The sequence below is a fragment of the Burkholderia sp. AU27893 genome, from assembly GCF_002223205.1.
Classification (GTDB): domain Bacteria; phylum Pseudomonadota; class Gammaproteobacteria; order Burkholderiales; family Burkholderiaceae; genus Burkholderia.
In genome coordinates this window covers 1,780,988-1,804,101 of sequence record NZ_NKFD01000004.1, presented here as the reverse complement: position 1 = coordinate 1,804,101, position 23,114 = coordinate 1,780,988, and the positions used below count along the sequence as shown (strand labels likewise).

Annotated in this window: 20 protein-coding genes; 12 read left to right on the top strand and 8 right to left on the bottom strand. The window is 68.0% G+C overall.

Annotated features, from left to right (window positions below; translation table 11 throughout):
* Window positions 1–12: 12 nt before the first annotated feature.
* Together CFB47_RS27880 and CFB47_RS27875 are read right to left on the bottom strand one after the other, a co-directional pair.
* Window positions 13–1,599, bottom strand: a complete 1,587-nt coding sequence (locus tag CFB47_RS27880; RefSeq protein WP_089432373.1) for an MDR family MFS transporter — start codon at window positions 1,597–1,599, stop codon at window positions 13–15.
* Window positions 1,592–2,713 carry an HlyD family secretion protein gene (locus CFB47_RS27875; RefSeq protein ID WP_089462932.1) on the bottom strand — a complete coding sequence of 374 codons (1,122 nt, stop codon included), beginning with the start codon at window positions 2,711–2,713 and terminating at the stop codon, window positions 1,592–1,594. The genes CFB47_RS27880 and CFB47_RS27875 overlap by 8 nt, the downstream gene beginning before the upstream one ends.
* 92 nt (window positions 2,714–2,805) lie before the next feature.
* On the opposite strand from CFB47_RS27875, the gene CFB47_RS27870 reads away from it, so the two are divergent.
* Complete coding sequence (locus CFB47_RS27870; RefSeq protein ID WP_089462931.1) at window positions 2,806–3,639, top strand: CerR family C-terminal domain-containing protein; 834 nt, start codon at window positions 2,806–2,808, stop codon at window positions 3,637–3,639.
* Between the two features lie 27 nt (window positions 3,640–3,666).
* Here CFB47_RS27870 and CFB47_RS27865 read toward each other — a convergent pair whose 3' ends face one another.
* Window positions 3,667–6,147, bottom strand: coding sequence for a mechanosensitive ion channel family protein (locus CFB47_RS27865; RefSeq protein ID WP_089462930.1), 2,481 nt, complete (start codon window positions 6,145–6,147; stop codon window positions 3,667–3,669).
* Window positions 6,148–6,446: 299 nt separating this feature from the next.
* Window positions 6,447–7,406, bottom strand: coding sequence for an LLM class oxidoreductase (locus CFB47_RS27860; RefSeq protein ID WP_089462929.1), 960 nt, complete (start codon window positions 7,404–7,406; stop codon window positions 6,447–6,449).
* A gap of 185 nt (window positions 7,407–7,591) precedes the next feature.
* On the opposite strand from CFB47_RS27860, the gene CFB47_RS27855 reads away from it, so the two are divergent.
* The gene (locus tag CFB47_RS27855) at window positions 7,592–7,990 is read left to right on the top strand and encodes a lysozyme inhibitor LprI family protein (protein ID WP_089462928.1); all 399 of its coding nucleotides are present in this window, start codon (window positions 7,592–7,594) and stop codon (window positions 7,988–7,990) included.
* A 21-nt stretch (window positions 7,991–8,011) separates the two neighbouring features.
* Here CFB47_RS27855 and CFB47_RS27850 read toward each other — a convergent pair whose 3' ends face one another.
* Window positions 8,012–8,743 (bottom strand): GNAT family N-acetyltransferase, encoded by a 732-nt coding sequence (locus CFB47_RS27850; RefSeq protein ID WP_089462927.1) that lies wholly within the window; start codon window positions 8,741–8,743, stop codon window positions 8,012–8,014.
* Between the two features lie 1,034 nt (window positions 8,744–9,777).
* Between CFB47_RS27850 and CFB47_RS27840 the strand changes: the two genes are divergently transcribed.
* From CFB47_RS27840 to CFB47_RS27825, 4 genes are all read left to right on the top strand, one after another.
* A complete protein-coding gene (locus CFB47_RS27840; RefSeq protein WP_089462926.1) occupies window positions 9,778–10,674 on the top strand; it encodes an NAD-dependent protein deacetylase in 897 nt (298 codons plus the stop codon).
* Window positions 10,671–11,312 (top strand): DUF938 domain-containing protein, encoded by a 642-nt coding sequence (locus tag CFB47_RS27835; RefSeq protein ID WP_089442964.1) that lies wholly within the window; start codon window positions 10,671–10,673, stop codon window positions 11,310–11,312. Before CFB47_RS27840 ends, CFB47_RS27835 begins: the two co-directional genes overlap by 4 nt.
* A 97-nt stretch (window positions 11,313–11,409) precedes the next feature.
* The gene (gene gndA / locus CFB47_RS27830) at window positions 11,410–12,822 is read left to right on the top strand and encodes an NADP-dependent phosphogluconate dehydrogenase (RefSeq protein ID WP_043177729.1); all 1,413 of its coding nucleotides are present in this window, start codon (window positions 11,410–11,412) and stop codon (window positions 12,820–12,822) included.
* A gap of 200 nt (window positions 12,823–13,022) precedes the next feature.
* The gene (locus CFB47_RS27825; protein ID WP_043177725.1) at window positions 13,023–13,367 is read left to right on the top strand and encodes a DUF4148 domain-containing protein; all 345 of its coding nucleotides are present in this window, start codon (window positions 13,023–13,025) and stop codon (window positions 13,365–13,367) included.
* A gap of 133 nt (window positions 13,368–13,500) precedes the next feature.
* Here CFB47_RS27825 and CFB47_RS27820 read toward each other — a convergent pair whose 3' ends face one another.
* Window positions 13,501–13,821, bottom strand: a complete 321-nt coding sequence (locus CFB47_RS27820) for a hypothetical protein (RefSeq protein WP_089457830.1) — start codon at window positions 13,819–13,821, stop codon at window positions 13,501–13,503.
* Between the two features lie 424 nt (window positions 13,822–14,245).
* Between CFB47_RS27820 and CFB47_RS27815 the strand changes: the two genes are divergently transcribed.
* Window positions 14,246–14,980: a peptidoglycan DD-metalloendopeptidase family protein gene (locus CFB47_RS27815; RefSeq protein ID WP_089462925.1), complete on the top strand. Its 735-nt coding sequence runs from the start codon at window positions 14,246–14,248 to the stop codon at window positions 14,978–14,980.
* 48 nt (window positions 14,981–15,028) lie between these two features.
* On the opposite strand, the gene CFB47_RS27810 is transcribed toward CFB47_RS27815, so the two are convergent.
* On the bottom strand, window positions 15,029–15,667 hold the full coding sequence (locus CFB47_RS27810) for a Pr6Pr family membrane protein (RefSeq protein ID WP_089443373.1): 639 nt from the start codon (window positions 15,665–15,667) through the stop codon (window positions 15,029–15,031).
* Window positions 15,668–15,892: 225 nt separating this feature from the next.
* Here CFB47_RS27810 and CFB47_RS27805 point away from each other — a divergent pair, with 225 nt between their 5' ends.
* From CFB47_RS27805 to CFB47_RS27780, 5 genes are all read left to right on the top strand, one after another.
* Window positions 15,893–16,429, top strand: coding sequence for a cytochrome b (locus CFB47_RS27805; protein ID WP_089458950.1), 537 nt, complete (start codon window positions 15,893–15,895; stop codon window positions 16,427–16,429).
* Between the two features lie 155 nt (window positions 16,430–16,584).
* Complete coding sequence (locus tag CFB47_RS27800) at window positions 16,585–16,953, top strand: DUF2946 domain-containing protein (RefSeq protein ID WP_089457832.1); 369 nt, start codon at window positions 16,585–16,587, stop codon at window positions 16,951–16,953.
* An 82-nt stretch (window positions 16,954–17,035) separates the two neighbouring features.
* The gene (locus CFB47_RS27790; protein WP_089462924.1) at window positions 17,036–19,168 is read left to right on the top strand and encodes a TonB-dependent copper receptor; all 2,133 of its coding nucleotides are present in this window, start codon (window positions 17,036–17,038) and stop codon (window positions 19,166–19,168) included.
* Window positions 19,169–19,396: 228 nt separating this feature from the next.
* Window positions 19,397–20,491, top strand: coding sequence for a triacylglycerol lipase (locus tag CFB47_RS27785; RefSeq protein ID WP_089462923.1), 1,095 nt, complete (start codon window positions 19,397–19,399; stop codon window positions 20,489–20,491).
* A 3-nt stretch (window positions 20,492–20,494) separates the two neighbouring features.
* Complete coding sequence (locus tag CFB47_RS27780; protein WP_089462922.1) at window positions 20,495–21,529, top strand: lipase secretion chaperone; 1,035 nt, start codon at window positions 20,495–20,497, stop codon at window positions 21,527–21,529.
* Between the two features lie 36 nt (window positions 21,530–21,565).
* Here CFB47_RS27780 and CFB47_RS27775 read toward each other — a convergent pair whose 3' ends face one another.
* Window positions 21,566–23,089, bottom strand: a complete 1,524-nt coding sequence (locus CFB47_RS27775; protein WP_089457836.1) for a PLP-dependent aminotransferase family protein — start codon at window positions 23,087–23,089, stop codon at window positions 21,566–21,568.
* Between the last annotated feature and the right edge of the window lie 25 nt (window positions 23,090–23,114).

The following is a 23,114-nucleotide window of genomic DNA, read 5'->3' as shown; positions in this document are numbered from 1 at the left end:
GCGTAAGACGGTTCAGTGGCCGGACGACATCGGCTGCGGCCCGCGCGGCGTTCTCAGCAGCAGCGCGAGCGGCACGCAGGCAAGCAGCGCGAGGCCCAGCAGATAGAAGGTTTCGGAATAGGTCATCACGACGGCCTGGATCTGGATCTGCTGCGCCAGCTGTCCGAGCGCGCGCATGTTCGAATACGCGAGGTCGCCGGTGTGCGAGAACCAGTTGGCCGCGTAGGCCGACAGCCGGTCCTGCCCGATCAGCGAGTTCGCCGTCACCGATTCGCGGAGCGCGGCCGTATGGAAGGTCGTGCGCCGGTCGATCACGGTGCCGATGATCGCGAGTCCGATCGAGCCGCCGAGATTGCGCGCCATGTTGTAGAGCCCGGCCGCATCGCCCGAGTCTTCGCGTGCGACTGCCGCCATCGAGGCCTGGTTCAGCGGCATCATCGCAAGCATCTGCGCGACGCCGCGGATCAGTTGCGACCAGACGAAGTCGTGGCCGACGCTCTGCGCGGTCAGGCTGATGTCGAGCATGCAGCTCAGGCAGAACAGCAGCAGCCCCGAGATCACGAGGATGCGGAAATCGACCTTGCCGAGCAGGCGCGGCAGGATCGGCATCACGAGGAAGGCGGGCAGCCCCGACAGCAGCATGATCGCGCCTGCCTGCTCCGCGTTGTAGCCGGCGACGATCGCAAGGAACTGCGGCAGCAGGTAGGACACGCCGTACAGCCCCGCACCGACCGCGGACACGATCACGATCACGCTTGCGTAGCGCGGGTTGCGCATCAGCGACAGCCGCATGATCGGCCGCTTCGCAAAGATCTGCGACAACGCGATCAGGATCATCCCGGCAAGCGACACGAGGCTCAGCGTGACGATCATCTGCGATTCGAACCAGCGCTCGCGCTGGCCTTCCTCGAGCACGACGGTGAGCGAGCTCAGGCCGATCGCGAGACCGAAGATCCCGAGCCAGTCCGCGTTCAGGAATGCATGCCATTGCGGGCGGTCCGACGGCAGCCCGAATATCAACAGCGCCATCAGCAACAGGCACACCGGCAGGTTCAGGAAAAAGCACCAGCTCCAGCTGACGTTCTCCGCGAGCCAGCCGCCGAGCACGGGGCCGAACAGCGGCCCGAGCAGCACGATCAGGCCGAACAGCGTCATGCCGACCGGCAACTGCGACAGCGGCAGCCGCGTGCGGATGATGGTTTGTGCAGTCGGGATCAGCGCACCGCCGGTGAAGCCCTGGCCGATCCGGCCGGCGATCATCATCGGCAGCGAATGCGACCAGCCGCACATCATCGAGAAGGCAATGAACAGCGCGGAGTTCGTCAGCAGGAAATTGCGCAGCCCGAACACGCGCGTAAGCCACGCGGCGAGCGGGATCATCACGATTTCCGACATCAGGTAGCCGGTCGAGATCCACGTGCCTTCGGTGCCGGTCGCGCCGATTTCACCCTGGATCTGCGGCAGCGCGGAGTTCGTGATCGAGATGTCGAGGGTCGCCATCAGCGCGCCGAGCGCGCCGGCCGCGACCGCGATCCAGTCGGTCACGCTCGCGCGGCCCTCGTGCGGCGGCATCGGCATCGTGGCGGACGGTTCAGCCATGATGCGTCTCGTCGCGGGCCGAGCGCGTATCGACGTCGACCGTCACCGACAGCCCCGGCAGCAGCATGCGCTGCGCGCGGGCGTTCGCGGCGAGACGGATGCGCACCGGCACGCGCTGGACGATCTTCGTGAAGTTGCCGGTCGCGTTCTCGGGCGGCAGTAGCGCGAACTGCGCGCCCGTGCCGGGGGCGAAGCTGTCGACGACGCCGGACAGCGCGCCGTCCGGCAGCGCGTCGACGTGCAGTTCGACGGGCTGGCCGATGCGCATGTTGCCGATCTGCGTTTCCTTGAAGTTCGCGACGAGGTAGATCGAGTCGACGGGCACGACGGTCAGCAGGCGCGTGCCGGGCTGCACGTATTGACCGACGCGCACCGTGCGATCGCCGACGCGGCCGGCGAGGGTGCTGCGCACGATCGTGTTGTCGAGGTCGAGCTGCGCCTGTGCGGCACTGGCCTGCGCGGCTTCGAGCTGCGCGCGCGCCTGCTGGAGCTGCGCGGTGAACGACGCGATCTGCGTGCGGGCGGCCGCGATCGACGCATTGTTCGCGGCGAGCGTCGCGGCCGCCTGATCGCGCGTGCTCTTCAGGTCGGCCACGCGTTCGTGCGTCTCCGCGCCGGTCGCGGCGAGCGGCGCATAGCGCGTGTATTCGTCGCTGGCGTGCTGCGCATTGATGCGCGACACCTTCGCCTGTGCGTCGGCCTGTTCGAGATTCGCACGCTGCTGGCTGATGTCGGCCTCGGCGCGTGCGATGTCGGCGCGGCGCGCGTCGACGGTCGCAAGCGATTGCGCGAGCGCGACCTGGTACTGGCGGACGTCGAGCCGCACGAGCGGATCGCCGGCCTTCACGGCCTGGTTGTCGCGCACGTACACGTCGGTCACGTAGCCGGCGACCTTCGGCGCGGCCGTCATGCTGTCCGCCTGCAGGTACGCGTCGTTGGTGCTTTCGATGAAGCGGCCGACCGTCCACCAGCGGCCGAGCCAGACGGCGCCGCCGATCGCCGCGAGCACGGCGACGACGAGCAGGATGCGCCGTTTCGATCCGTTGCCGTTGCGCGGGGTTGTTCCGTTTTCCTGACGATCTGCTTTCGGTGGCGGGTCTTGCGGCGTCGACATGCTGGCATCCAATTTATTCCAAGTGGAAAAATTATTCCAGTTGATAAAATTGTGTCAAGTAGAATGTCGGTCGATCGAATGACGAGGAAGGCATGAACGAAGCGAAGAAGCTGCGCCGTACGTCGGCGGGCGGCTACGCCCGCGGCGACGAAACGCGCCAGCGGATCATCGAGGCGGCGATCGAACTGTTCGGCGAGCGCGGGTTCGCGGGGGCATCGACACGCGAGATCGCGGCGATGGCCGGCGTGAACGCGCCGGCGCTCCAGTACTACTTCGAGAACAAGGAAGGCGTGTACCGCGCGTGCGTGGAGACGATCGCGGAGCTCGGCCGGGAAGCGTTCGCGCCGGCGGTCGGCCATGCATGGGCGATGCTCGATGCGGACGCGGACGTCGACGTGCTGATCGATGCGTTCGTCGGGCTGCTGCGCGCGCTGGCGGACCGGATGTTCACGACGCCGAAGACGATGAACCAGCGGATGTTCTTTGCACGCGAGCAAGGCGGCCAGGAGCCGGCGAGCGCGAGCGAAATCCTGATGAAGCGCATGCGCAAGCCGCTGAACGACGTGAGCGCCGAGCTGATCGGCCGCATCTCGGGGCGGCCGGCCAACGATCCCGTCACGCGCTTGCGTGCACTGAGCCTGTTCGGGCAGATCACGGTGTTCCACATCGCGCAGCGTTCGGCGCTGCAGTTGCTCGAATGGGAGGCATTCGAAGGCGAGCGCGCGAAATTGCTGATCGACACCATTGCCGAGCAGACGCGGGTGCTGCTCCAGCAATGGCACGTGCAGCGCGACGCCCTGGCGGCCGATCCTGCAGCCGGCTCGAAGCGCGAGCCGGGTGCGACGGCGAAACGGACGGCGAAGGCGGGGGCGTCGACGCCCGCCGCGAAAGGCCTCCGGCGCGGGAGCAAGCCTGCCGCGCGTTGAACGCGGCGTGCGGTCGGCCCCGGCCGGTCAACCCGGCTTGCGCGCCGGTGCTTCCGGCGACGGCGGCCGGGCCGTCACGTCGGCAGCATGGCTGCTGTCGCCGTGGGTGCCGTTTTCGTCATCGCCCCGAGGCCGCGATCCGTCCGCGTACGCAACGACGCTGCGCTGCGGATTGGCGATCCGGATCCCGCGTTCGAGGAACGTCTCCGCGATCCGCCGGTTGAATTCACGCTGCACGCTCCAGCGCGTCGAGTCCGTGCATTGCATCTGTCCGGCCAGCGCGAGCGTCGCGCCGTCGACCTGGTCGATACCCCAGTAGCTGAAGTCCGACAGGATGCCGTCGCGGTATTTCGGATCGTCGCGCAATGCCGCACCGATCTCCTTCAGCGTCGCGATCGCGCGATCGATATCCTCGCCGTAGGCAATGTTGATCTTGACGGCCGCGTTGCCGAGCCCGCGATTCGTATTGTTGACGGTCGTCACCGAGCTGAACGGGATCGTGTACAACGACCCGTCGCCGGCGCGCAGCCGCACGGTGCGGATCGACAGGTATTCGACCGTGCCCGACACGCCGGCGAGCGTGACCCAGTCGCCCACCTGCATCGCGTTTTCCATCAGCAGGAAGATCCCGGTGATGAAATCCTGCACGAGCTTCTGCGAGCCGAAGCCGAGCGCGACACCGAAGATGCTGGCGCCGGCAAGCAGCGGGCCGACGTTCACGCCGAGCTGGCTGAGGCCCGTCAGCACGACGACGAGCGCGATCATCACGAACAGCAGCGTGCGCAGCATCGGCAGCAGCGTGCGCAGCCGCGCCGCGCGCATGAGATTGCCTTCGCGCGTCCAGCGCTGCAGGCGGCGCTCGATGGCGATGTTCGCGGCTTCCCACACGACGAGCGCGACGATGGCCGCGATGGCGATCGTCACCAGCGCCGACGCGAGCCGGTGGCCGATCGTGCCGGTCTCGAACGCGCGGAAGATCGGTACGCCCCAGATCTGCAGCAGCAGCACGATGGTCACGATGCCGATCGCGCCCGACACGAACTGGCGCAGCAGCGGGTAGTAGCGGTATGCGTGCGCATGGACGAGCGTGCGATCTTCGTCGCGGCCCTGGAACAGCCGCGCGAGCGCGCCGAACACGACGATCGACACGATCCGCATGCCGATCATCACGGCGATCGAGCGGCCGCCGAGCGTGATCAGCACGCGGTAGCCGTTGTGGACGTCGAGCGCCCACACGAACCACAGCGCCATCACGATGAAGACCGATACGGGCGCCCACGCGTCCGCGAGCGCGTTGGCGATCATCGCGAAGGACGGGCGATCCTCGCCGGCCGCGCGGATCCGCGCGGCGACCGGCAGGCGGCACTGGAGGATCAGCGCCGAGACCATCAGGTGCCCGACGAGCGCGACGGATTTCAGCAGCGCGACGTGACCGGCGTCGCTGAGGCCAAAGTTCGCGGCGATCTCGACCGCGGCCGTGCAGGCGCCGACCACGATCACGATGCGCGCGATCGAGCGTTGCGCGAAGTCGGCCCACGCGTCGCTGATGTGCAGCAACCGCAATTGCCGCGCATCGGGCTGGAAGAACAGCCGGCTGACGATCGTGACGAGCCGGCAGATCACATAGATGTCGATCAGCGCTTCGAGCGCGGATTCGATCGGGGCGGCCGTATCGCCGATCACCGACATCGTCAGGCTCGCGACGCCGACGAACACGAGCAGCGGCACGGCACGCAATGCCAGGCTGACGAGTGCGCGCGGCATCCGGTGCAGCAGCGTGGTGTGGCGGCGCGCGTGGCCGCGGCCTTGCGACGACGCGGGCGCGGCGTCGGGGATGTTGGAAGCGTCAGGCGGGGCGGCTGCGCCCGGTGGTGCGTTGTCGTCGGCAAGCGTCGCGGAGTCGGGTGTAACGGACTCGGACTCGGGCGCGGTGCGGCGCGACGTGTCGGCGCGCCGAGCGGCCACTGTGGCCAGCGCGCGTCGCAGCAGCCGCTTCGCGAACCATTCGACGACGAGCGCGGGCACGAGCACGGCGATGATGATCCAGAGTGCGTGTGCAAGATCCGCGCGCTCGTCGGCGCGCACGAGCTTGTCATGCCACCAGTTGCCGACTGAACCGACGTCGAGCAGCGAGTGCAGCGATTCCTTCAGCGCACCGGCGATTTCGATGGTCCAGCGCGATCCCTGCCGCACGAGCATCGATGCGAGCCCGTTCGACGTCAGCGCGGCCGGGGCCGCTGCCGCCGACGTGGCGCTGGCCGCGGCCGCATCGCTCGCCGCGATCGCGGGTGCGCTCAACGCGCCGACGGCCGCGATCGCACGCAGCGTCGTTTCGATCTGCGCGCGATCGCGCGGATTTTCGAGCACATTGAGTGCCTGCTGCGCCTGTTGCGGCGTCAGCGCGGGCGCGGTGCCGGAAGCGGCCGACGCGGCGGCCGGGGCGGGAGCGGCGGCATGGGCGGCCGAAACGACGGCGGTCAGCAGCCAGCCGAGGAGGAAATGTCGCATGGAGTAGGCATGCGGGCGCGCATCGGCGCGCGGCCCGCCAGGCTGAACGATGGACGGAAGTTAACATGATCGCGATCGGAACCGAATAGTTCCGTCGACGATCATTCGAATCGGGCATGCCCGATGCGGCGCGGGCGTTTGCGGCGCATTTGCGCGGTCATGTGTCCGACGCGGACTGCAGGTCGTCGGATAGGTTGGGGTGTTTCAACGGTTAGTGCGTAAGATATTTGTAATGCCGGCTCGTCGACAACGATGAGCCACGCACGCGTCGGGTCGAATTAATCTGGAATCCTGCCGAATCACGCTGGCCCGTCGTGAAAAACCGGCAGAACGTGTTCCGCGATTTCCTCGATGACTTCGCGCACGGGCCGGTCCGAGCCCGGATTCAGCGTGACGTGGTGCGTGCCCGCCGCGTGCATGTCCCGCAGGATGTCGATCAATGCCCGGCGTCCGGTGGCGTAGCCGAGCGGCAACGCGGTGGCCGGCGCATCGGGATTCGCGGCGAGGTCGAGCCGCATCGATACGCCGAACGCGCGAAAGGCTGGCGTCGCGAGCCGGTCGACCGCCGCGCGCCACATCGAATAGCGTGCGCGCTGCGTGTCCGGATCGCGGTGGTACGTCATCCAGCCGAGCGAGTGCCGTGCGATCCAGTCGACGCTTTGTCCGCCCGAGCCGACCGCCAGCATCGGCACGGCGTCGGCGCCGCGCGGCAGCAGCGTGAATTCGGGCGCATCGGGCGGCGCTTCGTCGGGCAGTACGCGCGACGGCACGCCGAGCGCGGCCGCGACGACGTCCCAGTGGGCGCGGTAGCGCTCGCGCCGCGTCTGCGCGTCGACACCGAACGCCGCATATTCGGGCGGGCGGTCGCCGGAGCCGAGCCCGAGGATGAAGCGGCCGCCCGACAGCGTCGCGACCGACAGCGCGCCTTTCGCGATATGCAGCGGATGACGCAGCGGCAGCACGATCGCACCGCTGGCGAGCGCGATCCGGCGCGTGCGCGACGCCAGTGCGCCGAGCAGGACCCACGGGTCGAGGTGGCCGACCGGATCGGGATAGTCGGCGCTGTTCAGCGGCACGTCGCGAATCCACAGCGCACGAAAGCCGAGCGTGTCGGCCAGCGTCGCGAGTTCGAGCTGCTCGTCGAAGTCGGCGACGATATGGCCGGTGCGAAGCAGCGGAAGCGTGAGGCCGATCGACAACCGTCCGTCCGAAAAGACGCGATGTGCGACATCGGGGCGGGCAGGGGCGGGCGTGGTCATGTCGAGTCCTGGGAGGCGGCGCGAAGCCGACGCGCGACGTTGCGTGTTCGAATGCTAGCGTGTTTGCACGACGGTTGCGCGGTATGGCATGCGCAGTGGCAGGTTCATGTCGAGGCAACGCAGGCCATGCGGGCAGCGGGCCGGGCATAATCGGGGCCTTCCGTCATTGAAAACAACGCATCCGGATGAACATACTTCAACACATGGCGATCGGTCTGGCGGCGAGCGCGATGCTTTTCGCGGTTGCGTCGGACGCGCTCGCGGACGATGCGCAGCGCGCTGCTATTTGCAAGACCGCCGAGGAAACGGGCCACACGGCCGACATTCGCAATTGCCTCCGGCTGAAATACGAAGCGGCCGACAAACGGCTGAATGCCGTCTACAAGATGAAGATGGCGAGTCTGGACGAGCAGGGGCAGGCAAGACTGCGCAACGACGAGCGCCGCTGGCTCAAGGCGCGGGACGCGAAGTGCGCCGAATCGCGGCAGCCCGATGCGGGCGGCACGCTCGGGCTCGTGGAGGTCGACAGTTGCTTCGTCAACGAAACCGAGCGTCGCATCAAGGTGATCGAGGCCTTTCGTTGAGGTGGCGCGCCGGCTCCTGTGCTATGCCACTCGCAGCGTCGTGCCGCGCAGCGTGAGGCCGAGGCGCGACGCCACGCGTCGTGACGCGCGGTTGTCGCTGTCGGTGCTGTAGAACAGCGTGCGCGTTTGAAGCGACGGCAGCCGCGACCACGCCGCGGTCACCGCCGCCGCGAGCCCGCGCCCGCGAAATGCAGGGGCCGTCGCGAGACCGAGTTCAGCACCGGCTTCGGACAGCCGCGCGGCAAACGCGACCGACGCGACTTCTCCATCGACGACAGCCGCGCACCACGGCGCCCACAGATCGGCGGCGCTTCGAAATCCCATCGAGTACAGGCCTTCGGGCATCCCGTGCGTGGACAGCGCATGCCGCAGATGCCGGCCCGCGTCGCTGTCGCCGTCGATCAGCGCGACGCGCGCGTCGGTGTCGAAACCGAGTGCGTGCGGCAGCGGGTAGACGAGGCCGATATTCCAGTGCGGAACAGGGGCGAGCAGCGCGAGATAGCGATCGAGGTGCGCGGGCTGCATGCGGTTCGCCAACGGCGGTTCGCTGCTGGCCAGGCGCGCGAGTTCGTCTGCAACCGGAGTGGGCACGTCGGCGCGTATGCCTGCCAGGTTGCCGTCCGCGCTTCGGCCGAGCCAGAAGCGCGGCCCGGGCGAGCAGTCGGGATCGTTCTCGCGTTCGATCCGGCGATCCGGATGCAGGCGGAACAGCGTGCGGTAGTCGGTATCCAGCCAGTCGTGTGCGTCAGGCATGCGTCGGGTAGTGGGCTCCGGTCGGGTGGTGCGTGCCGCGCGAGGAAGGCCAGGACGGCGCCGCGCGCCGGTTCGTGCGGCACTGTGGGGCGATTGTAAGCCGTTCGGCGATCGCGCGCCGATGCAACATCGCGCTGCCCGCTTGGACTGGGCGGGAGCGGCCTGACGGCTCGCGCGGCCGACGCCCGCCGATCCGGCACGCGTTTCAGTTTCGAAACGTTCGCGCGGCTTGCCGGTGCGCGATGCGCGTCGATGGCCCCGTTTTGACCCGCGCGGCCTTGCGGCGTGACGCATGGTGCGCTCCTTGCATATCTGTGCAGGCCGTGAGCGCGGTCGCGGACGCAGTCGGTCCGGCGATCGCTTCAGTGGGTCGGACGCATCGGAGACGGGGACAAGAGAATGAAAACAGACCGAATCGCAACGTGTCGTGTTGCAAACATGAATCGCCGACCTGCCGGGCCTTTCGCTTCGCCGTTTATCGAGGCGACGTGAGCGCGCGGCTTTCCGTTCCATCCGAGCAATCGGGTTTGTTCTGAACGACGACGTGCAGGCATGACGCACGAGGCCGACTGGTGCCGGTCGGCCGTCGGGGATGAACCGTGAATGCCTGCGGATGGCCCGGCCCGGATCCCGGATCGTCAATCTGCCGCGCGCAACGCAAGTCGTCGCGCGGCGTCGGCGTGTGCGTGCCGTGCATCGCGGCGGCGCGACGGGGCCGAACCGGAAAGCACCGGACAGCCGGCAGCGCATCGATGCATTCGGCATCGCGGAACACATGGAGTCCAGGGGAAGCGTTCACCCGCAGCAGCAGGGCGGACGCCGCGAAATTGTGCTGTCAGTTGATCCACTACCCCGATGGATCAATTGTTGAAGCGCCCATCGCCGAATGGCGGATGGGCGTCTTTTTTTGTGCGCCGGTGTGCGACGCGCGCCATCGGCCCGAGCACGCGGCGTTCTGTATCATGTGCTGGCGTGCCTGGCCGCCCGTGCGGGCGCACGGTGCTTGCCGGCGCGCCCGATCACGCGTTGCCAACATGAACGACACAGCTCAGAACGATCCCTCAACCGCCGACGTCGACCCGGCCGCACTCGATGCGCTGCACACGTTCGTCGAGCGTCATCCGCGCCTGCTGGTGCTGACCGGCGCAGGCATCAGCACCGATTCCGGCATTCCCGGCTATCGCGACCGCAACGGCCAATGGATGCGCTCGCCGCCGATCCAGCTCCACGAATTTCTCGGCTCCGATGCCGCGCGGCGGCGCTATTGGGCGCGCAGCATGGTCGGCTGGCCCGTCGTCGGCCGCGCGCAGCCGAACGGTTCGCACGTGGCACTGGCGCGACTCGGCAGCGCGGGACGCATCGAGCGGCTCGTCACGCAGAACGTCGACGGCCTGCACCAGCGCGCGGGCAGCGGCGACGTCATTGAACTGCACGGCGGAATCGACGGTGTCACGTGCCTCGGCTGCGGCGCGCATCATGCGCGCGCGACGATCCAGGTCATGCTCGAGGCCGACAATCCCGAACTGCTGGGCGCGCAGGCCGAGCCGGCCGCGGATGGCGACGCGCACCTCGAATGGGCCGCGCTCGACACGTTCCGCATTCCGGCATGCCCCGCGTGCGGCGGGCTGCTGAAGCCGGCGGTCGTGTTCTTCGGCGAAAACGTGCCGCGCGAGCGCGTGGCGCTCGCGTCGCAGGCGCTCGAGGCGGCCGATGCGCTGCTGGTCGTCGGCTCGTCGCTGATGGTGTATTCCGGCTACCGCTTCTGCGTATGGGCGCAGGCACAGAACAAGCCGGTCGCCGCGCTCAATCTCGGCCATACGCGCGCCGATCCGATGCTGACGCTGAAGGTCGAGGCGCGCTGCGCCCCCGCGCTCGATGCGCTGACGGCGCGGCTGGGCCTCGCGAGCCACACACCGGAGCAGGCATCGTGACCGATCCGACCGCTTCTCCCGATCCGTCCGCGCGGTTATCGGCGCCGGCGGCCGAACGCAATCGCGGGCCGATCCTCGACGTCTTGCGCCGGGTGCTGCCGGCGAGTGGCCGCGTGCTCGAAATCGCGAGCGGCACGGGGCAGCACGTGGTCCACTTCGCGCAGGCGCTGCCGGCCCTGCACTGGCAGCCGAGCGATCCCGATGCGCAGGCGCGGCGCTCGATCGCCGCGTGGGTTGCCCATGCGGGCCTCGCCAACGTTGCCGGGCCGCTCGCGTTCGACGTGCGCGACGCGTCCTGGCCGGTCGACGCGCTCGATGCCATCGTCTGCATCAACATGATTCACATCTCGCCGTGGGCCTGCACCGACGCGCTGTTCGCGGGTGCGTCGCGCCTGCTGCGGCCGGGCGGCGTGCTGTTCCTGTACGGGCCGTATCGCCGCGAGGGCCGGCATACGGCGCCGTCGAACGAAGCGTTCGACCTGCAACTGCGCAGCCGCGACCCGTCGTGGGGCGTGCGCGATCTCGAGACCGTCGTCGCGCTCGGCCTCGATCGCGGGCTCGACTGCATCGAGGTGGTCGAGATGCCGGCGAACAACCTGAGCGTCGTGTTCCGGCGGCTGCCGCACGCGGAGCAATGACAGGCAAGCGCGCATCGCCGCCGGGTTTCCACTATCCTTTCGCCTGTGCGCGCGACCCGGCTCGGGTCGCGCCCCGTTTTTTCCGGAGAATTGACTAATGGGCAAACAAGCAATCGGTGTGATCGGGCTCGCGGTGATGGGCCGCAATCTCGCACTCAATATCGAGAGCCGCGGTTACGCGGTGTCGGTGTACAACCGCAGCCGCGAGAAAACCGACGAACTGATCGCCGAATTCCCCGGCCGCAATCTAGTGCCGACCTATACGCTCGAGGAATTCGTCGCGTCGCTCGAAACGCCGCGCCGGATCCTGATGATGGTGAAGGCCGGCGAGGCGACCGATGCGACGATCGCGTCGCTCAAGCCGCTGCTCGAGAAGGGCGACGTGCTGATCGACGGCGGCAATACGCACTTCACCGACACGATCCGCCGCAACCAGGAACTCGCGCAATCGGGCCTGCACTTCATCGGCACCGGCGTGTCGGGGGGCGAAGAGGGCGCGCTGCGCGGCCCGTCGATCATGCCCGGCGGCCAGCGTGACGCATACGACCTCGTCGAGCCGATCCTGAAGCAGATCGCGGCCAAGGCGCCGTCGGACGGCGAGCCGTGCGTCGCGTACATGGGCCCGGACGGTGCAGGCCATTACGTGAAGATGGTCCACAACGGCATCGAATACGGCGACATGCAGCTGATCGCCGAAAGCTATGCGGTGCTGAAGGACGTCGCGGGCCTGACCAACGACGAACTCGGCGCGGTGTACACCGAGTGGAACCAGGGCGAGCTCGACAGCTACCTGATGGAGATCACGTCGAAGATCTTCGGCAAGAAGGACGAGGAAACCGGCAAGCACCTGGTCGACGTGATCCTCGATCGCGCCGCGCAGAAGGGCACCGGCAAGTGGACGAGCCAGAATGCGCTGGATCTCGGCGTGCCGCTGCCGCTGATCACCGAATCGGTGTTCGCGCGCGTGCTGTCGTCGCTGAAGACCGAGCGCGTCGCAGCCAGCAAGGTCCTGTCGGGGCCGGCCGCCGCGCCGTTCGACGGCGATCGCGCCGCGTTCGTCGAAGCGGTGCGCCGCGCGCTGTACCTGAGCAAGGTGATCTCGTACGCCCAGGGCTTCGCGCAACTGCGCACGGCGTCGGAAGAGTACGGCTGGAACCTCGATCTCGGGACGATCGCGAAGATCTTCCGTGCGGGCTGCATCATCCGCGCGCGCTTCCTGCAGAAGATCACGGACGCGTATGCGAAGGATTCGGCGCTCGCGAACCTGCTGCTCGATCCGTACTTCAAGGACATCGCCGCGAATTACCAGGCATCGCTGCGCGACGTCGTGGTCGCCGCGGTGAAGGCCGGCGTGCCGGTACCGGCGTTCGCGTCCGCGGTCGCGTACTTCGACAGCTACCGCTCCGAGCGGCTGCCCGCGAACCTCGTGCAGGCGCAGCGGGATTTCTTCGGCGCGCACACGTTCGAGCGTACCGACAAGCCGGGCAGCTTCCACGCGAACTGGTCGTAACCGGCCCGCGAGGGCGGCATTGTTGCGAAAATCTATTCTATCGATAGGGTTTTTCGATACCGGATGCCGGGATTGTTGGTTCCTGGGAAATAGTGTTTTCGTCGTTTCATGGTTTTCCCTAGGTGCTGCCGGGACTAAACTCTGTTCCATCGCTGCAGACATGGTGTGTGCGGCGGAGCAAAAAAATCCCGGAGGTAATCATGAAATCGCTGATCGCAACGTTCGCCGCAGCTGCCGTCCTCGCCGTTCCCGCCGTCTCGTTCGCCCAACAGAACGCGCCCGTCACCCGTGCACAAGTGAAGGCCGATCTGGTCGCCGTGCAACAGGCCGGCTACAAGCTGGGCAGCGACCGTACGAACTACCCGGAAGGCATCCAGGCTGCTGAAGCCCGCCTGAACCCGCAACAGAACGTCGCCGCTGCCGACACGACCGGCTACGGCGCGCAACCGGCTGCCGCGCAAGAATCCGGCGCGCCGGCCAAGGCCAAGACCGGCTGGCAAGTCAAGCGTATCGCCGACGACGCCCCGATCTACAAGGGTCGTTAATGGTGCGGCCGCATCGGCGGCCTGATCCGACCCTGGAAGCACAAACAGCCCGTCGTTCCGACATGCGGAACGGCGGGCTGTTTTCATTGGCGGCGCACGTGTCGCGCCAGCCGTCGGTTCAGTTCAATTCAGTTCAGTGCAGCGCGTGCCGGCGGTGCCCGATACCCCGGCACAGCGCTTCGGCCGGTTCGAGCACCTGCAGCCACGTTTCGTCGTAGCCGCTCAACGTGTCGAGCGCATCGCGCAGCCGCTCGATCGCGAGGATCGGCAGCTCGACGCTGTGGCGCGTGGCCCCGGTCATGTGCGCGACGCTCGCCAGCTGGACGAGCGCATCGGCCGCCTCGGCGACGTCGGTCGCGAACAGCAGGTGCCGGTTGAGCAATTCGACCAGGCCGCTGGAACCGGAGAAGTCGTCGGCGTTGAGCTGCACGGAAAGAAACGTCGCGTTGTTCATTGTCATGCTCCTCGTTGTCGTTGGATCGCGCAGTGCATCACCGAGTATAGGTGGCGATCGACGGGGAGAATGTGACGGGATCGATACCGCCCGCGACGGCGGCGCGGCGTGCGCAAGCGCCGCCCCAGCCCGCCCGACGGCCCGCGCGGCGCGGCTTGCAGGCCACCGGCACCCCGGTGCGACGCCGCAAGATTGTTGCCGGATCAGGCACCTGACGCGGCCTTGACCGCCACAAATGGTATCTTTGCCGGTCGGGACGACGCGAAAAAGGGGCCGGTGAGCCCATTCGCACCGGCGTCCCGCTGTGGAAACTGACGGCCGCGAGCGCGGTCGGATACTGGTTGATCCGGCCGTTAGGCCGGACATCGTGCGTCGCACGCCGGGGGGCGGTGGGCGGCGCAACGACGCAAATCCGGGAGGACCCTTGAGAGAAACTATTCCCATCCACGATGCGCTGACGCGCTGGCTGCCGCAGGCGGCGCTCGTTGCCGCAGCCATCGCGCTGACGGGCTGCACGATGACGCCGTGGACCGACAGCTGGCAGCCGGCGCGTCAGCCGGCACCCACGTCGGCCGCGACGCCGGGCGTGATCGCCGGCTATTACCGCGTGAATCCGGGCGATACGCTCGCGGGCGTCGCGAACGCCTACGGGCAGCGCGTGCAGGACGTGGCCAGCTGGAACCACATGGCGCCGACCGATGCCGTGTATCCCGGCCAGGTGCTGCGTGTCGCGCCACCGCCTGCCGCGACGTCGCTCGGGCAGCCGCCCGCGGCGGCCGCACAGCCGGGCTCGCTCGCGTGGCCGGCCACCGGTGCCGTGGCGACGCCGTTCTCGGCCGGCAAGACGCGCGGCATCGTGATCGTCGCATCCGGGCCCGACCATTCGGTGCGGGCCGCGGCGGCCGGGCGCGTGGTGTACGCCGGGTCCGGCGTCAAGGCTTACGGCCCGCTCGTGATCCTCAAACATGAGAACGGGCTCATCACGGCCTACGGACACAACGGCAAGCTGCTCGTCAACGAAGGCGACGCGGTACGCCAGGGCCAGCCGGTCGCCGAAATGGGCGCGGACGCGAGCGGCCGCTCGACGTTCGAATTCGAAGTCCGCCAGAACGGCAAGGTCGTCGATCCGATGAACTTCCTGCCGCGCAACGGCGGCTGATCGTCCGCTTCATCCCGTGTGCGCCGGGCGGCGCACACGCTCCCGCCTTCATCCTTTCCTGAGCGTCACCGCGCCGAGTTGCCTCGCGTGATTGCCGAGCCAGCGTATCCCCATTGCGAGCGCCACCGCGCCCAGCGCGATCAGCGAACACTGAATCGCGACCGGCAGGTAGCCGTGCGGCCGCGGATCGACGAACGGGTAGGGATACCAGTTCTCGAATGAGCCGCGCACGAGCGTATAGCTGAGATAGACGATCGGGAAGCCGAGCCACGCGAACGCGCTGCGCCGCGGGATCGGCAGGCGCGGCTCCACGTACAGCCAGTCGCACAGCACGACGAGCGGCACGATCCGGTGCAGCACCCAGTTGTTGAACGCCGGCGTGACGTGGTGCAGCGCATCGAGCCGCGCGAGCAGGAGTTCGTAGACGATTGCGGTGATCAATACATACAGCACCGCGGCGCCGCGCATCGATTCGTAGCGGGCCGAGCCGGGGCGCGCGATACGCCAGAGCCCGACGGCGAGCATCGCGGCCGCATAGAGGCTGCTCAGTTGCGTGAAGTAGCTGAGGTAGTTGCCGAGATGAAAGCCCGGCAGGTGCCAGTAGTCGGCGACGCTGTGCAGCGTGGTGGATACCGCGAGCAACGCGGCGGTCAGCCGATAGGCCGCAACGAAGAACGCCTTGCTCATGATGCCCGCGCGCCGTCGCACCAAAGCTTCATCGTGCCACAGCCGTCCGGGCGCGCGATGCGGACTTTCCATATGGTGCGCTGAGCGGCGCGCGTGGACGATTCGTCGGATATTTGCGCGCGTCGTGCAAAACCGGGTGCCCGTGCGGCTACAATCGGGGCAGTTTTGCCGGGCGCCGGCCGGTGGCTGCATGCGCCCCTCCCCGCATACCACACGAGACGAAGCATGAGAAACATCCTCGCGAAACAGACGCGCTACAGCTCGCCCGCGATCTTCTTCCACTGGGCCGTCTTCCTGCTGGTGGCGCTGGCCTACCTGGCCATCGAGATCCGCGGGCCGAAAGGCAGCGACAGCCGGGTGTTCTGGATGAACGTGCATCTCACCGCGGGCACGCTCGTGCTCGTGCTGTCGGTGCTGCGCGTGCTGTGGCGAGCCGTCAGCCGGGTGCCGCAGGCCATTGCGCAAGCGGCGCTGCTGCGCTGGCTCTCGAAGCTCGCGCATCTCGCGCTCTACGTGTTCATCATTGCGCAGCCGCTGCTCGGCATCATGATGATCAACCTGGGCGGCAAGCCGGTGTCGCTCGACTGGCTCGGCATCTCGTTCACGCTGTTCGGCCCCGACAAGGCGCTGCGGCCGACGATCAAGGCAGCGCACGAGCTGATCGGCAACGCGTTCTACTTCGTGATCGGCCTGCACGCGCTGGCCGCGCTTTACCATCATTTCATCCGGCGCGATGACGTGCTGCGGCGCATGGTGCCCTGAGCGGCACGTTCCGCAAGCATGCAGCAGGCGGGGGCGCATGGTTGTGTTGACAACCATGCGCCCCCGGTTCGTTTACCGCCATCCGCGCTGGCCATCGCGTTGAACATTCTGTAACATCTCGGCTGTTTTTACATTCCGCTTACTCGTTGCCGAGCATGCTGCACCGACATCGTCACCTGACCGCCTGGCTTGGCGTGCTCGCGATCTGGTTCGCGATCGCGGCGCCGCTGGTGTCGCAGTGGCGCGTCGCGCAGGCGGCCACGCCCGACGCAATCGTCTGCAGTACGGAGCATGGTGCGCACCCGTCGCCCGATGCGGGCCGCATGCACGATCATGCGTTGCATCTCGATGCGTGCGGCTACTGCGGTTTCTTCGCGCACAGCCCCGCGATCGGCGGGCCAGCCGCCGCAGCACTCGCTGCCGTTTCCTTCGTTGCCGTTTCCGCCGTCGCGCCGCCTGCCGTCGCGGCGCACGCCGACCGCTATCCGCGCGCATACCCGCGCGCCCCGCCCGAGCGCGCCTGACGCGCTGTTTCCGTTCCATTCATCGCCGATATCCGTGCGGTCCGTCGAGGCCGCGTGGAGGGCGTCACTCGGGCTTTCGATCATGACCATTTTCCAGTTGCGTGCGCCGCGGGCGTCACGCAATGCCTGTGCGCGGCGCATGCCGCGCGTGCTGAAACTCACCGTTCCCGCGCTCGCTGTCGGCGCATTGGCCGCGAGCGCCGCGGCCGCCGAAACGGCGCGCGCATCCGGCGCGCCGACCGACGAGACGGCCGCGCCGCTGCCGGCCATCGAAGTCGTCGCATCGCCGCTGTCGACGCCGCTCGTCGTCGTCACCGATCCGAAGACCCCGCGCCAGCCGCTGCCCGCCAGCGACGGCGCGGATTACCTGAAAACGATCCCCGGCTTCACGTCGATCCGCAGCGGCGGCACCAACGGCGACCTCGTGCTGCGCGGGATGTTCGGCTCGCGGCTGAACATCCTGGCGAACGGGATGTCGACGCTCGGCGCATGTCCGGGCCGGATGGATGCGCCGACGTCGTATATCGCGCCGGAAAGCTATGACAAGGTCACCGTCGTGAAGGGGCCGCAGACGGTGCTGTACGGTCCCGGCGCGTCGGCCGGCACCGTGATGTTCGAGCGCGTGACGCCGCGCTTCGACAAGCCAGGCATGCGCTTCGACGGCAGCCTGGTTGGCGGGTCGTTCGGCCGCACCGACCAGAACATCGACGTGACGGCCGGCACGCCGGACGTCTATGGCCGCGTGACCGCGAACCACGCGCATTCGCAGGACTACAAGGACGGCAACGGCAACACCGTGCCGTCGCAGTGGGACAAGTGGAATGCCGATGCGGCGCTCGGCTGGACGCCGGACGACCACACGCGCGTCGAGCTGACCGCCGGCACCGGCGACGGCTATGCGCGCTACGCGGGGCGCGGGATGGATGGCGCGCATTTCCGCCGCGAGACGTTCGGCCTGTCGTTCGACAAGCGGCATCTCGGCGACGTGCTCGACCGGATCGAAGCGCGCGTGTACTACAACGAAGCCGATCACGTGATGGACAACACTACGCTGCGGCAACCGGACCCGACCAGCAGCATGCCGATGCGGATGGCGTCGGAAGTGCGGCGTCGCACGTTCGGCGCGCGCGCGGCCGCGACGTTCCGTCTTGCCGACGACTTCAAGCTCGTGACGGGCGTCGATGCGCAATCGAACCGGCTCGACTCGCGCTCGGCGATGGGGCGGCAGAACTACGGCGACAAGCCATGGAATGCGCAGGCGACGATGTGGAACGCAGGCGTGTTCGGCGAGTTGACGTGGCACGCGAGCGACGTGTCGCGCGTGATCGGCGGCGCGCGTGTCGACTATGCGAGCGCACGCGACAAGCGCGCGACGACGAGCGGCATGATGAAGAGCATGCCGAACCCGACCTTCGACGACGATCGCACGCGCGTGCTGCCGAGCGGTTTCGTCCGCTACGAGCGCGATCTCGCGTCGCTGCCGGTCACGTGGTACGCGGGCGTCGGCCATACGGAGCGCTATCCCGACTACTGGGAGCTGTTTTCCGCGAAGCGCGGGCCCGCCGGTTCGGTCAACGCGTTTTCGGCGGTGCAGCCGGAGAAGACCACGCAGCTCGACATCGGTGCGCAATACAAGAGCGACCGGCTCGATGCATGGGTGTCGGCGTATGCGGGTTATGTTCAGGACTTCATCCTGTTCAACTACGCGGCCGGCATGATGGGCCCGACCACGCAGGCAACCAACGTCAACGCGCAGATCATGGGTGGCGAAGCGGGCGTGTCGTGGAAACCGGTTTCGCCGCTGCGCGTCGAGACGTCGCTCGCGTATGCATGGGGGCGCAACGTCGCAACCGGCGATCCGTTGCCGCAGATGCCGCCGCTCGAGGCGCGCATCGGGGTCGAATACACGCGTGGTGTGTGGTCGGCAGGGGGGCAGTGGCGCATCGTTGCGCCGCAGCACCGCTATGCGCTGAACGAGGGCAACGTGGTCGGCAAGGACTTCGGCCCGAGCGCCGGATTCGGTGTGCTCTCGCTGCATACGCAATACAACGTCAGCAAGACCGTGCAGATCTCGGTCGGCGTCGACAACGTGCTGAACAAGGCCTACACCGAGCACCTGAACCTCGCCGGCAACGCGGGATTCGGCTATCCGGCGAACGCGCCGGTGATGGAGCCGGGCCGGACCGCGTGGGTGCGCGTGAGTGCGAAGTTGTAGCGCATCGCGCGTGTGCATTGCAGCATGCGCATGCATGAACGCGGCCCCGCCCGAACGGGCGGGGCGCGTCAACCGATTAGAGAACCGTGTCTAGTCAGGGCGCAAACGTTCGCGACTCGTGATTCACTCCCGCATTCGACGCACACGGTGGTCGCGATGCTGGCGACGCATAGTGCGTGTCGATTCGGCTTCATTCGCACCGGCAGCACAATAATCAGGAGAACATGCATGGCCAATACGATGCGTTCCAGGGTGGTGGCAGGGGCAGTGGCATGCGCGATGAGCATCGCGCCGTTCGCGGGGACGACTGCGGCAATGACGCTCGCGACGACGCAAGCGGCGATGGCGGCGACCGCGCCCGCCGATGGCTACGCGGCGACGCGTTATCCGATCATCCTCGTGCATGGGCTCACAGGTACCGACAAGTACGCCGGCGTGCTCGAGTATTGGTACGGGATCCAGGAGGACCTGCAACAGAACGGGGCGACCGTCTACGTCGCGAACCTGTCGGGGTTCCAGAGCGACGACGGCCCGAGCGGGCGCGGCGAACAGTTGCTCGCTTACGTGAAGACGGTGCTCGCGGCGACGGGGGCGACCAAGGTCAATCTCGTCGGCCACAGCCAGGGCGGGCTCACGTCTCGCTATGTCGCGGCCGTCGCGCCCGATCTCGTCGCGTCGGTGACGACGATCGGCACGCCGCATCGCGGCTCCGAGTTCGCCGACTTCGTGCAGAACGTGCTTGCGTACGATCCGACCGGGCTTTCGTCTTCGGTGATCGCCGCGTTCGTCAATGTGTTCGGGATCCTGACGAGCAGCAGCCACAACACGAACCAGGACGCGCTCGCCGCGCTGCAGACGCTGACCACCGCACGGGCCGCCACATACAACCAGAACTACCCGAGCGCGGGCCTGGGTGCGCCGGGCAGTTGCCAGACCGGTGCGCCGACCGAAACCGTCGGCGGCAACACGCATCTGCTGTACTCGTGGGCCGGCACGGCGATCCAGCCGACGCTCTCGCTGTTCGGCGTCACGGGGGCGACGGATACGAGCACCATTCCGGTCGTCGATCCGGCGAACGCACTCGATCTGTCGACGCTCGCGCTGCTCGGCACCGGCACGGTGATGATCAACCGCGGCTCCGGGCAGAACGACGGGCTCGTGTCGAAGTGCAGTGCGCTGTACGGCAAGGTGCTGAGCACGAGCTACAAGTGGAACCACCTCGACGAGGTCAACCAGCTGCTCGGCGTGCGCGGTGCGTATGCGGAAGATCCGGTCGCGGTGATCCGCACGCATGCGAACCGGCTGAAGCTGGCGGGCGTGTAATCGATGACGGTACGTGAAGGACGCGCGCCGCTGGCGCGGCGCGCCATGATTTATGGTGTCGTGGGGCTGGCGGCGATTGCCGGCGTGGCGATGTGGAGCGGTGCGAGCCGGCATCGCGGGACGGGCGCTGGCGGCGATGCGCCGGATGTGCCGGCGGCAGGCGGATTGGCTGCCGCACCGCCGCAGGCCGCCGTGTCGGCAAGCGCGGGCCCGCCGCCGTCGCTGGCCGGCTCCAGCGCGCCCCGGTTGCCGCTCGATGCCGGCGGCCATCTCGCGAAGTCGCGCGCGGTGCGCGACTTCTTCGACTACTGCCTGACCGCGCAGAGCGACCTGGGCGGGCCCGCGCTCGATGCGTTCGTCGTGCGCGAGATTGCCGCACAACTCGACGGCACCGTGGCGCAGGTCGAGGCGCTCGACGTATGGCATCGCTATCGCGCGTATCTCGACGCACTCGCGAAACTGCGCGATGCCGGCGCGGTCGACAAGTCCGACCTCGGCGCACTGCAGCTCGCGCTCGACCAGCGCGCGTCGATTGCATATCGCACGCTCGGTGACTGGAGCCAGCCGTTTTTCGGTGCGGAGCAGTGGCGGCAGCGCTACGATCTCGCGCGGCTGAAGATCACCCAGGATCGGACGCTGACGGATGCGCAGAAGGCCGAGCGGCTCGCTGCGCTCGAACAGCAGATGCCGGCCGACGAACGCGCCGCGCAGCAGCGCATCGACAAGCAGCGCGCCGCGATCGACCAGATCGCGCAGTTGCAGAAGAGCGGGGCGACGCCCGATGCGATGCGCGCGCAACTGACGCAGACGCTCGGCCCCGAAGCCGCCGCGCGCGTCGCGCAGCTGCAGCAGGACGACGCGTCGTGGCAGAGCCGCTATGCGGACTATGCGGCGCAGCGTACGCAGATCGAGTCGGCGGGCCTGACGCCGCAGGATCGCGACGCGCAGATCGCCGCGCTGCGGCAGCGCGTGTTCACGAGGCCCGGCGAAGCGGTGCGTGCGGCATCGCTCGATCGCGGGGCGGGCAGCGCGCGGTAAGGTGAGAAGCGCGGGCGGCGCGGCGCATGAGCGCCGCTATGCCGCGCGCGTGAGGTCCTGCGGCAGGTGTCGCTCGATGGTGTTCGCGAGCGTGTCGAACGCGGGGCCGATGCCTTCGTGCGGGACGCACGCATAGCCGAGCAGCAGGCCGCGCCGCGCGGTGTCGAGGCTGCTGTAATAGCTGGTGAGCGGGCGCACGATCACGCCCGCATCGAACGCGCTCTGCGTGACCGCGCGATCGTCGCAGGCGTCGGGCAGGCCAAGCACGAGATGCAGGCCTGCCTCGTCGCCCATCACGGGCAGCGCGTCGCCGAAACGCGCGCGGATCGCGTCGATCATCAGTTGCCGGCGCTCGCCGTACAGCGTGCGCATTCGTCTGACGTGCGAAGTCAGGTGGCCGTCCATGATGAATTCGGCGAGCACGGCCTGCTGCATCAGCTGGCCCTCGCGGTACAACTCCGACAGCCCGGTGCGGAACGTGTCGACCAGATGCTCGGGCACGACCATGTAGCCCATCCGCAGCCCCGGGAACAGCATCTTGCCGAGGCTGCCGACGTAGATCACGCGGCCGCCATCGTCGAGCCCCTGCAGTGATGCGAGCGGGCGGCTGCCGTAGCGGAACTCGCTGTCGTAGTCGTCCTCGATGATCCAGCAGCGGTGCTGGCGCGCGTATTCGAGCAGCATCCGGCGACGCGCGAGGCTCATCACCATCCCGAGCGGGTACTGATGCGACGGCGTGACGAGCACGAGCCGCGGCGGATGCTGCATGTCGCTGGCACGTGGGTCGAGCCCTTCCTGGTCGACCGGCACCGGCGTCAGCGTGAGGCCGGCCGCCTGCAATACGCTGCGTACGCCCCAGTAGCACGGCTCCTCGACCCATGCGCGATCGCCGATGTCGGACAGCAGCCGCACCGCGAGATCGATCGACTGGTGGATGCCCGTCGTGATGATCACCTGGTCCGGCGTGCATTTGACCGAGCGCGCGACGCGCAGGTAATCGGCGAGTGCGCGCCGCAACGGCCGGTAGCCGCCGCCCGGCGCATAGGTCAGCAGCTCGGGATTCGCTTCCTTCCACAGCCGCGCCTGCAGGCGGCTCCACGTCCGGCTCGGGAATTCCGACACGTCCGGCACGCCCGGCATGAACGCGCCCCACTGGCGCCGCGACACGCCCGCATGCTCGATCAGTTGGCGGCCGCGCATCGACAGGCCGCCCTGCGCGTCCGGCAGCGGCGGTTCATCGGCGCTCGACGGCGGCGGCACGGCGCCCGGCACGTGGATCGCCGCGGCATCCGGCCGCGTGTCGGCCACGTAGGTGCCGCTGCCGGTGGTCGTCAGCACGTAACCTTCGGCCGTCAGCTGGTCGTACACGTGCAGCACGGTATTGCGCGCGATCGACAGGTCGGCCGCGAGCGTGCGCGAACTCGGCAGCTTCGTTCCTGGCCCCAATTCCCCGGTCAGGATGGCCTGCTGCATCTGCTGCAGCAACTGCCGGTACATCGGCTCGGGCGAGCTGCGGTCGAGGCGGGCGGAGAGCCAGTCGGCGAGGATCACGGTATCCAAAGTGGTCCTACTAGTAATATTGAAA

Excerpts from the sequence above, each read along its gene's own strand:
- CFB47_RS27840 (WP_089462926.1), top strand. The coding sequence starts at position 9,778 with ATGAACGACACAGCTCAGAACGATCCCTCAACCGCCGACGTCGACCCG.
- CFB47_RS27785 (WP_089462923.1), top strand. The coding sequence starts at position 19,397 with ATGGCCAATACGATGCGTTCCAGGGTGGTGGCAGGGGCAGTGGCATGC.
- CFB47_RS27875 (WP_089462932.1), bottom strand. The coding sequence starts at position 2,713 with ATGTCGACGCCGCAAGACCCGCCACCGAAAGCAGATCGTCAGGAAAAC.
- CFB47_RS27855 (WP_089462928.1), top strand. The coding sequence starts at position 7,592 with ATGAACATACTTCAACACATGGCGATCGGTCTGGCGGCGAGCGCGATG.
- CFB47_RS27825 (WP_043177725.1), top strand. The coding sequence starts at position 13,023 with ATGAAATCGCTGATCGCAACGTTCGCCGCAGCTGCCGTCCTCGCCGTT.
- CFB47_RS27865 (WP_089462930.1), bottom strand. The coding sequence starts at position 6,147 with ATGCGACATTTCCTCCTCGGCTGGCTGCTGACCGCCGTCGTTTCGGCC.
- gndA (WP_043177729.1), top strand. The coding sequence starts at position 11,410 with ATGGGCAAACAAGCAATCGGTGTGATCGGGCTCGCGGTGATGGGCCGC.
- CFB47_RS27805 (WP_089458950.1), top strand. The coding sequence starts at position 15,893 with ATGAGAAACATCCTCGCGAAACAGACGCGCTACAGCTCGCCCGCGATC.
- CFB47_RS27850 (WP_089462927.1), bottom strand. The coding sequence starts at position 8,743 with ATGCCTGACGCACACGACTGGCTGGATACCGACTACCGCACGCTGTTC.
- CFB47_RS27880 (WP_089432373.1), bottom strand. The coding sequence starts at position 1,599 with ATGGCTGAACCGTCCGCCACGATGCCGATGCCGCCGCACGAGGGCCGC.
- CFB47_RS27790 (WP_089462924.1), top strand. The coding sequence starts at position 17,036 with ATGACCATTTTCCAGTTGCGTGCGCCGCGGGCGTCACGCAATGCCTGT.
- CFB47_RS27810 (WP_089443373.1), bottom strand. The coding sequence starts at position 15,667 with ATGAGCAAGGCGTTCTTCGTTGCGGCCTATCGGCTGACCGCCGCGTTG.
- CFB47_RS27870 (WP_089462931.1), top strand. The coding sequence starts at position 2,806 with ATGAACGAAGCGAAGAAGCTGCGCCGTACGTCGGCGGGCGGCTACGCC.
- CFB47_RS27820 (WP_089457830.1), bottom strand. The coding sequence starts at position 13,821 with ATGAACAACGCGACGTTTCTTTCCGTGCAGCTCAACGCCGACGACTTC.
- CFB47_RS27780 (WP_089462922.1), top strand. The coding sequence starts at position 20,495 with ATGACGGTACGTGAAGGACGCGCGCCGCTGGCGCGGCGCGCCATGATT.
- CFB47_RS27800 (WP_089457832.1), top strand. The coding sequence starts at position 16,585 with ATGCTGCACCGACATCGTCACCTGACCGCCTGGCTTGGCGTGCTCGCG.
- CFB47_RS27860 (WP_089462929.1), bottom strand. The coding sequence starts at position 7,406 with ATGACCACGCCCGCCCCTGCCCGCCCCGATGTCGCACATCGCGTCTTT.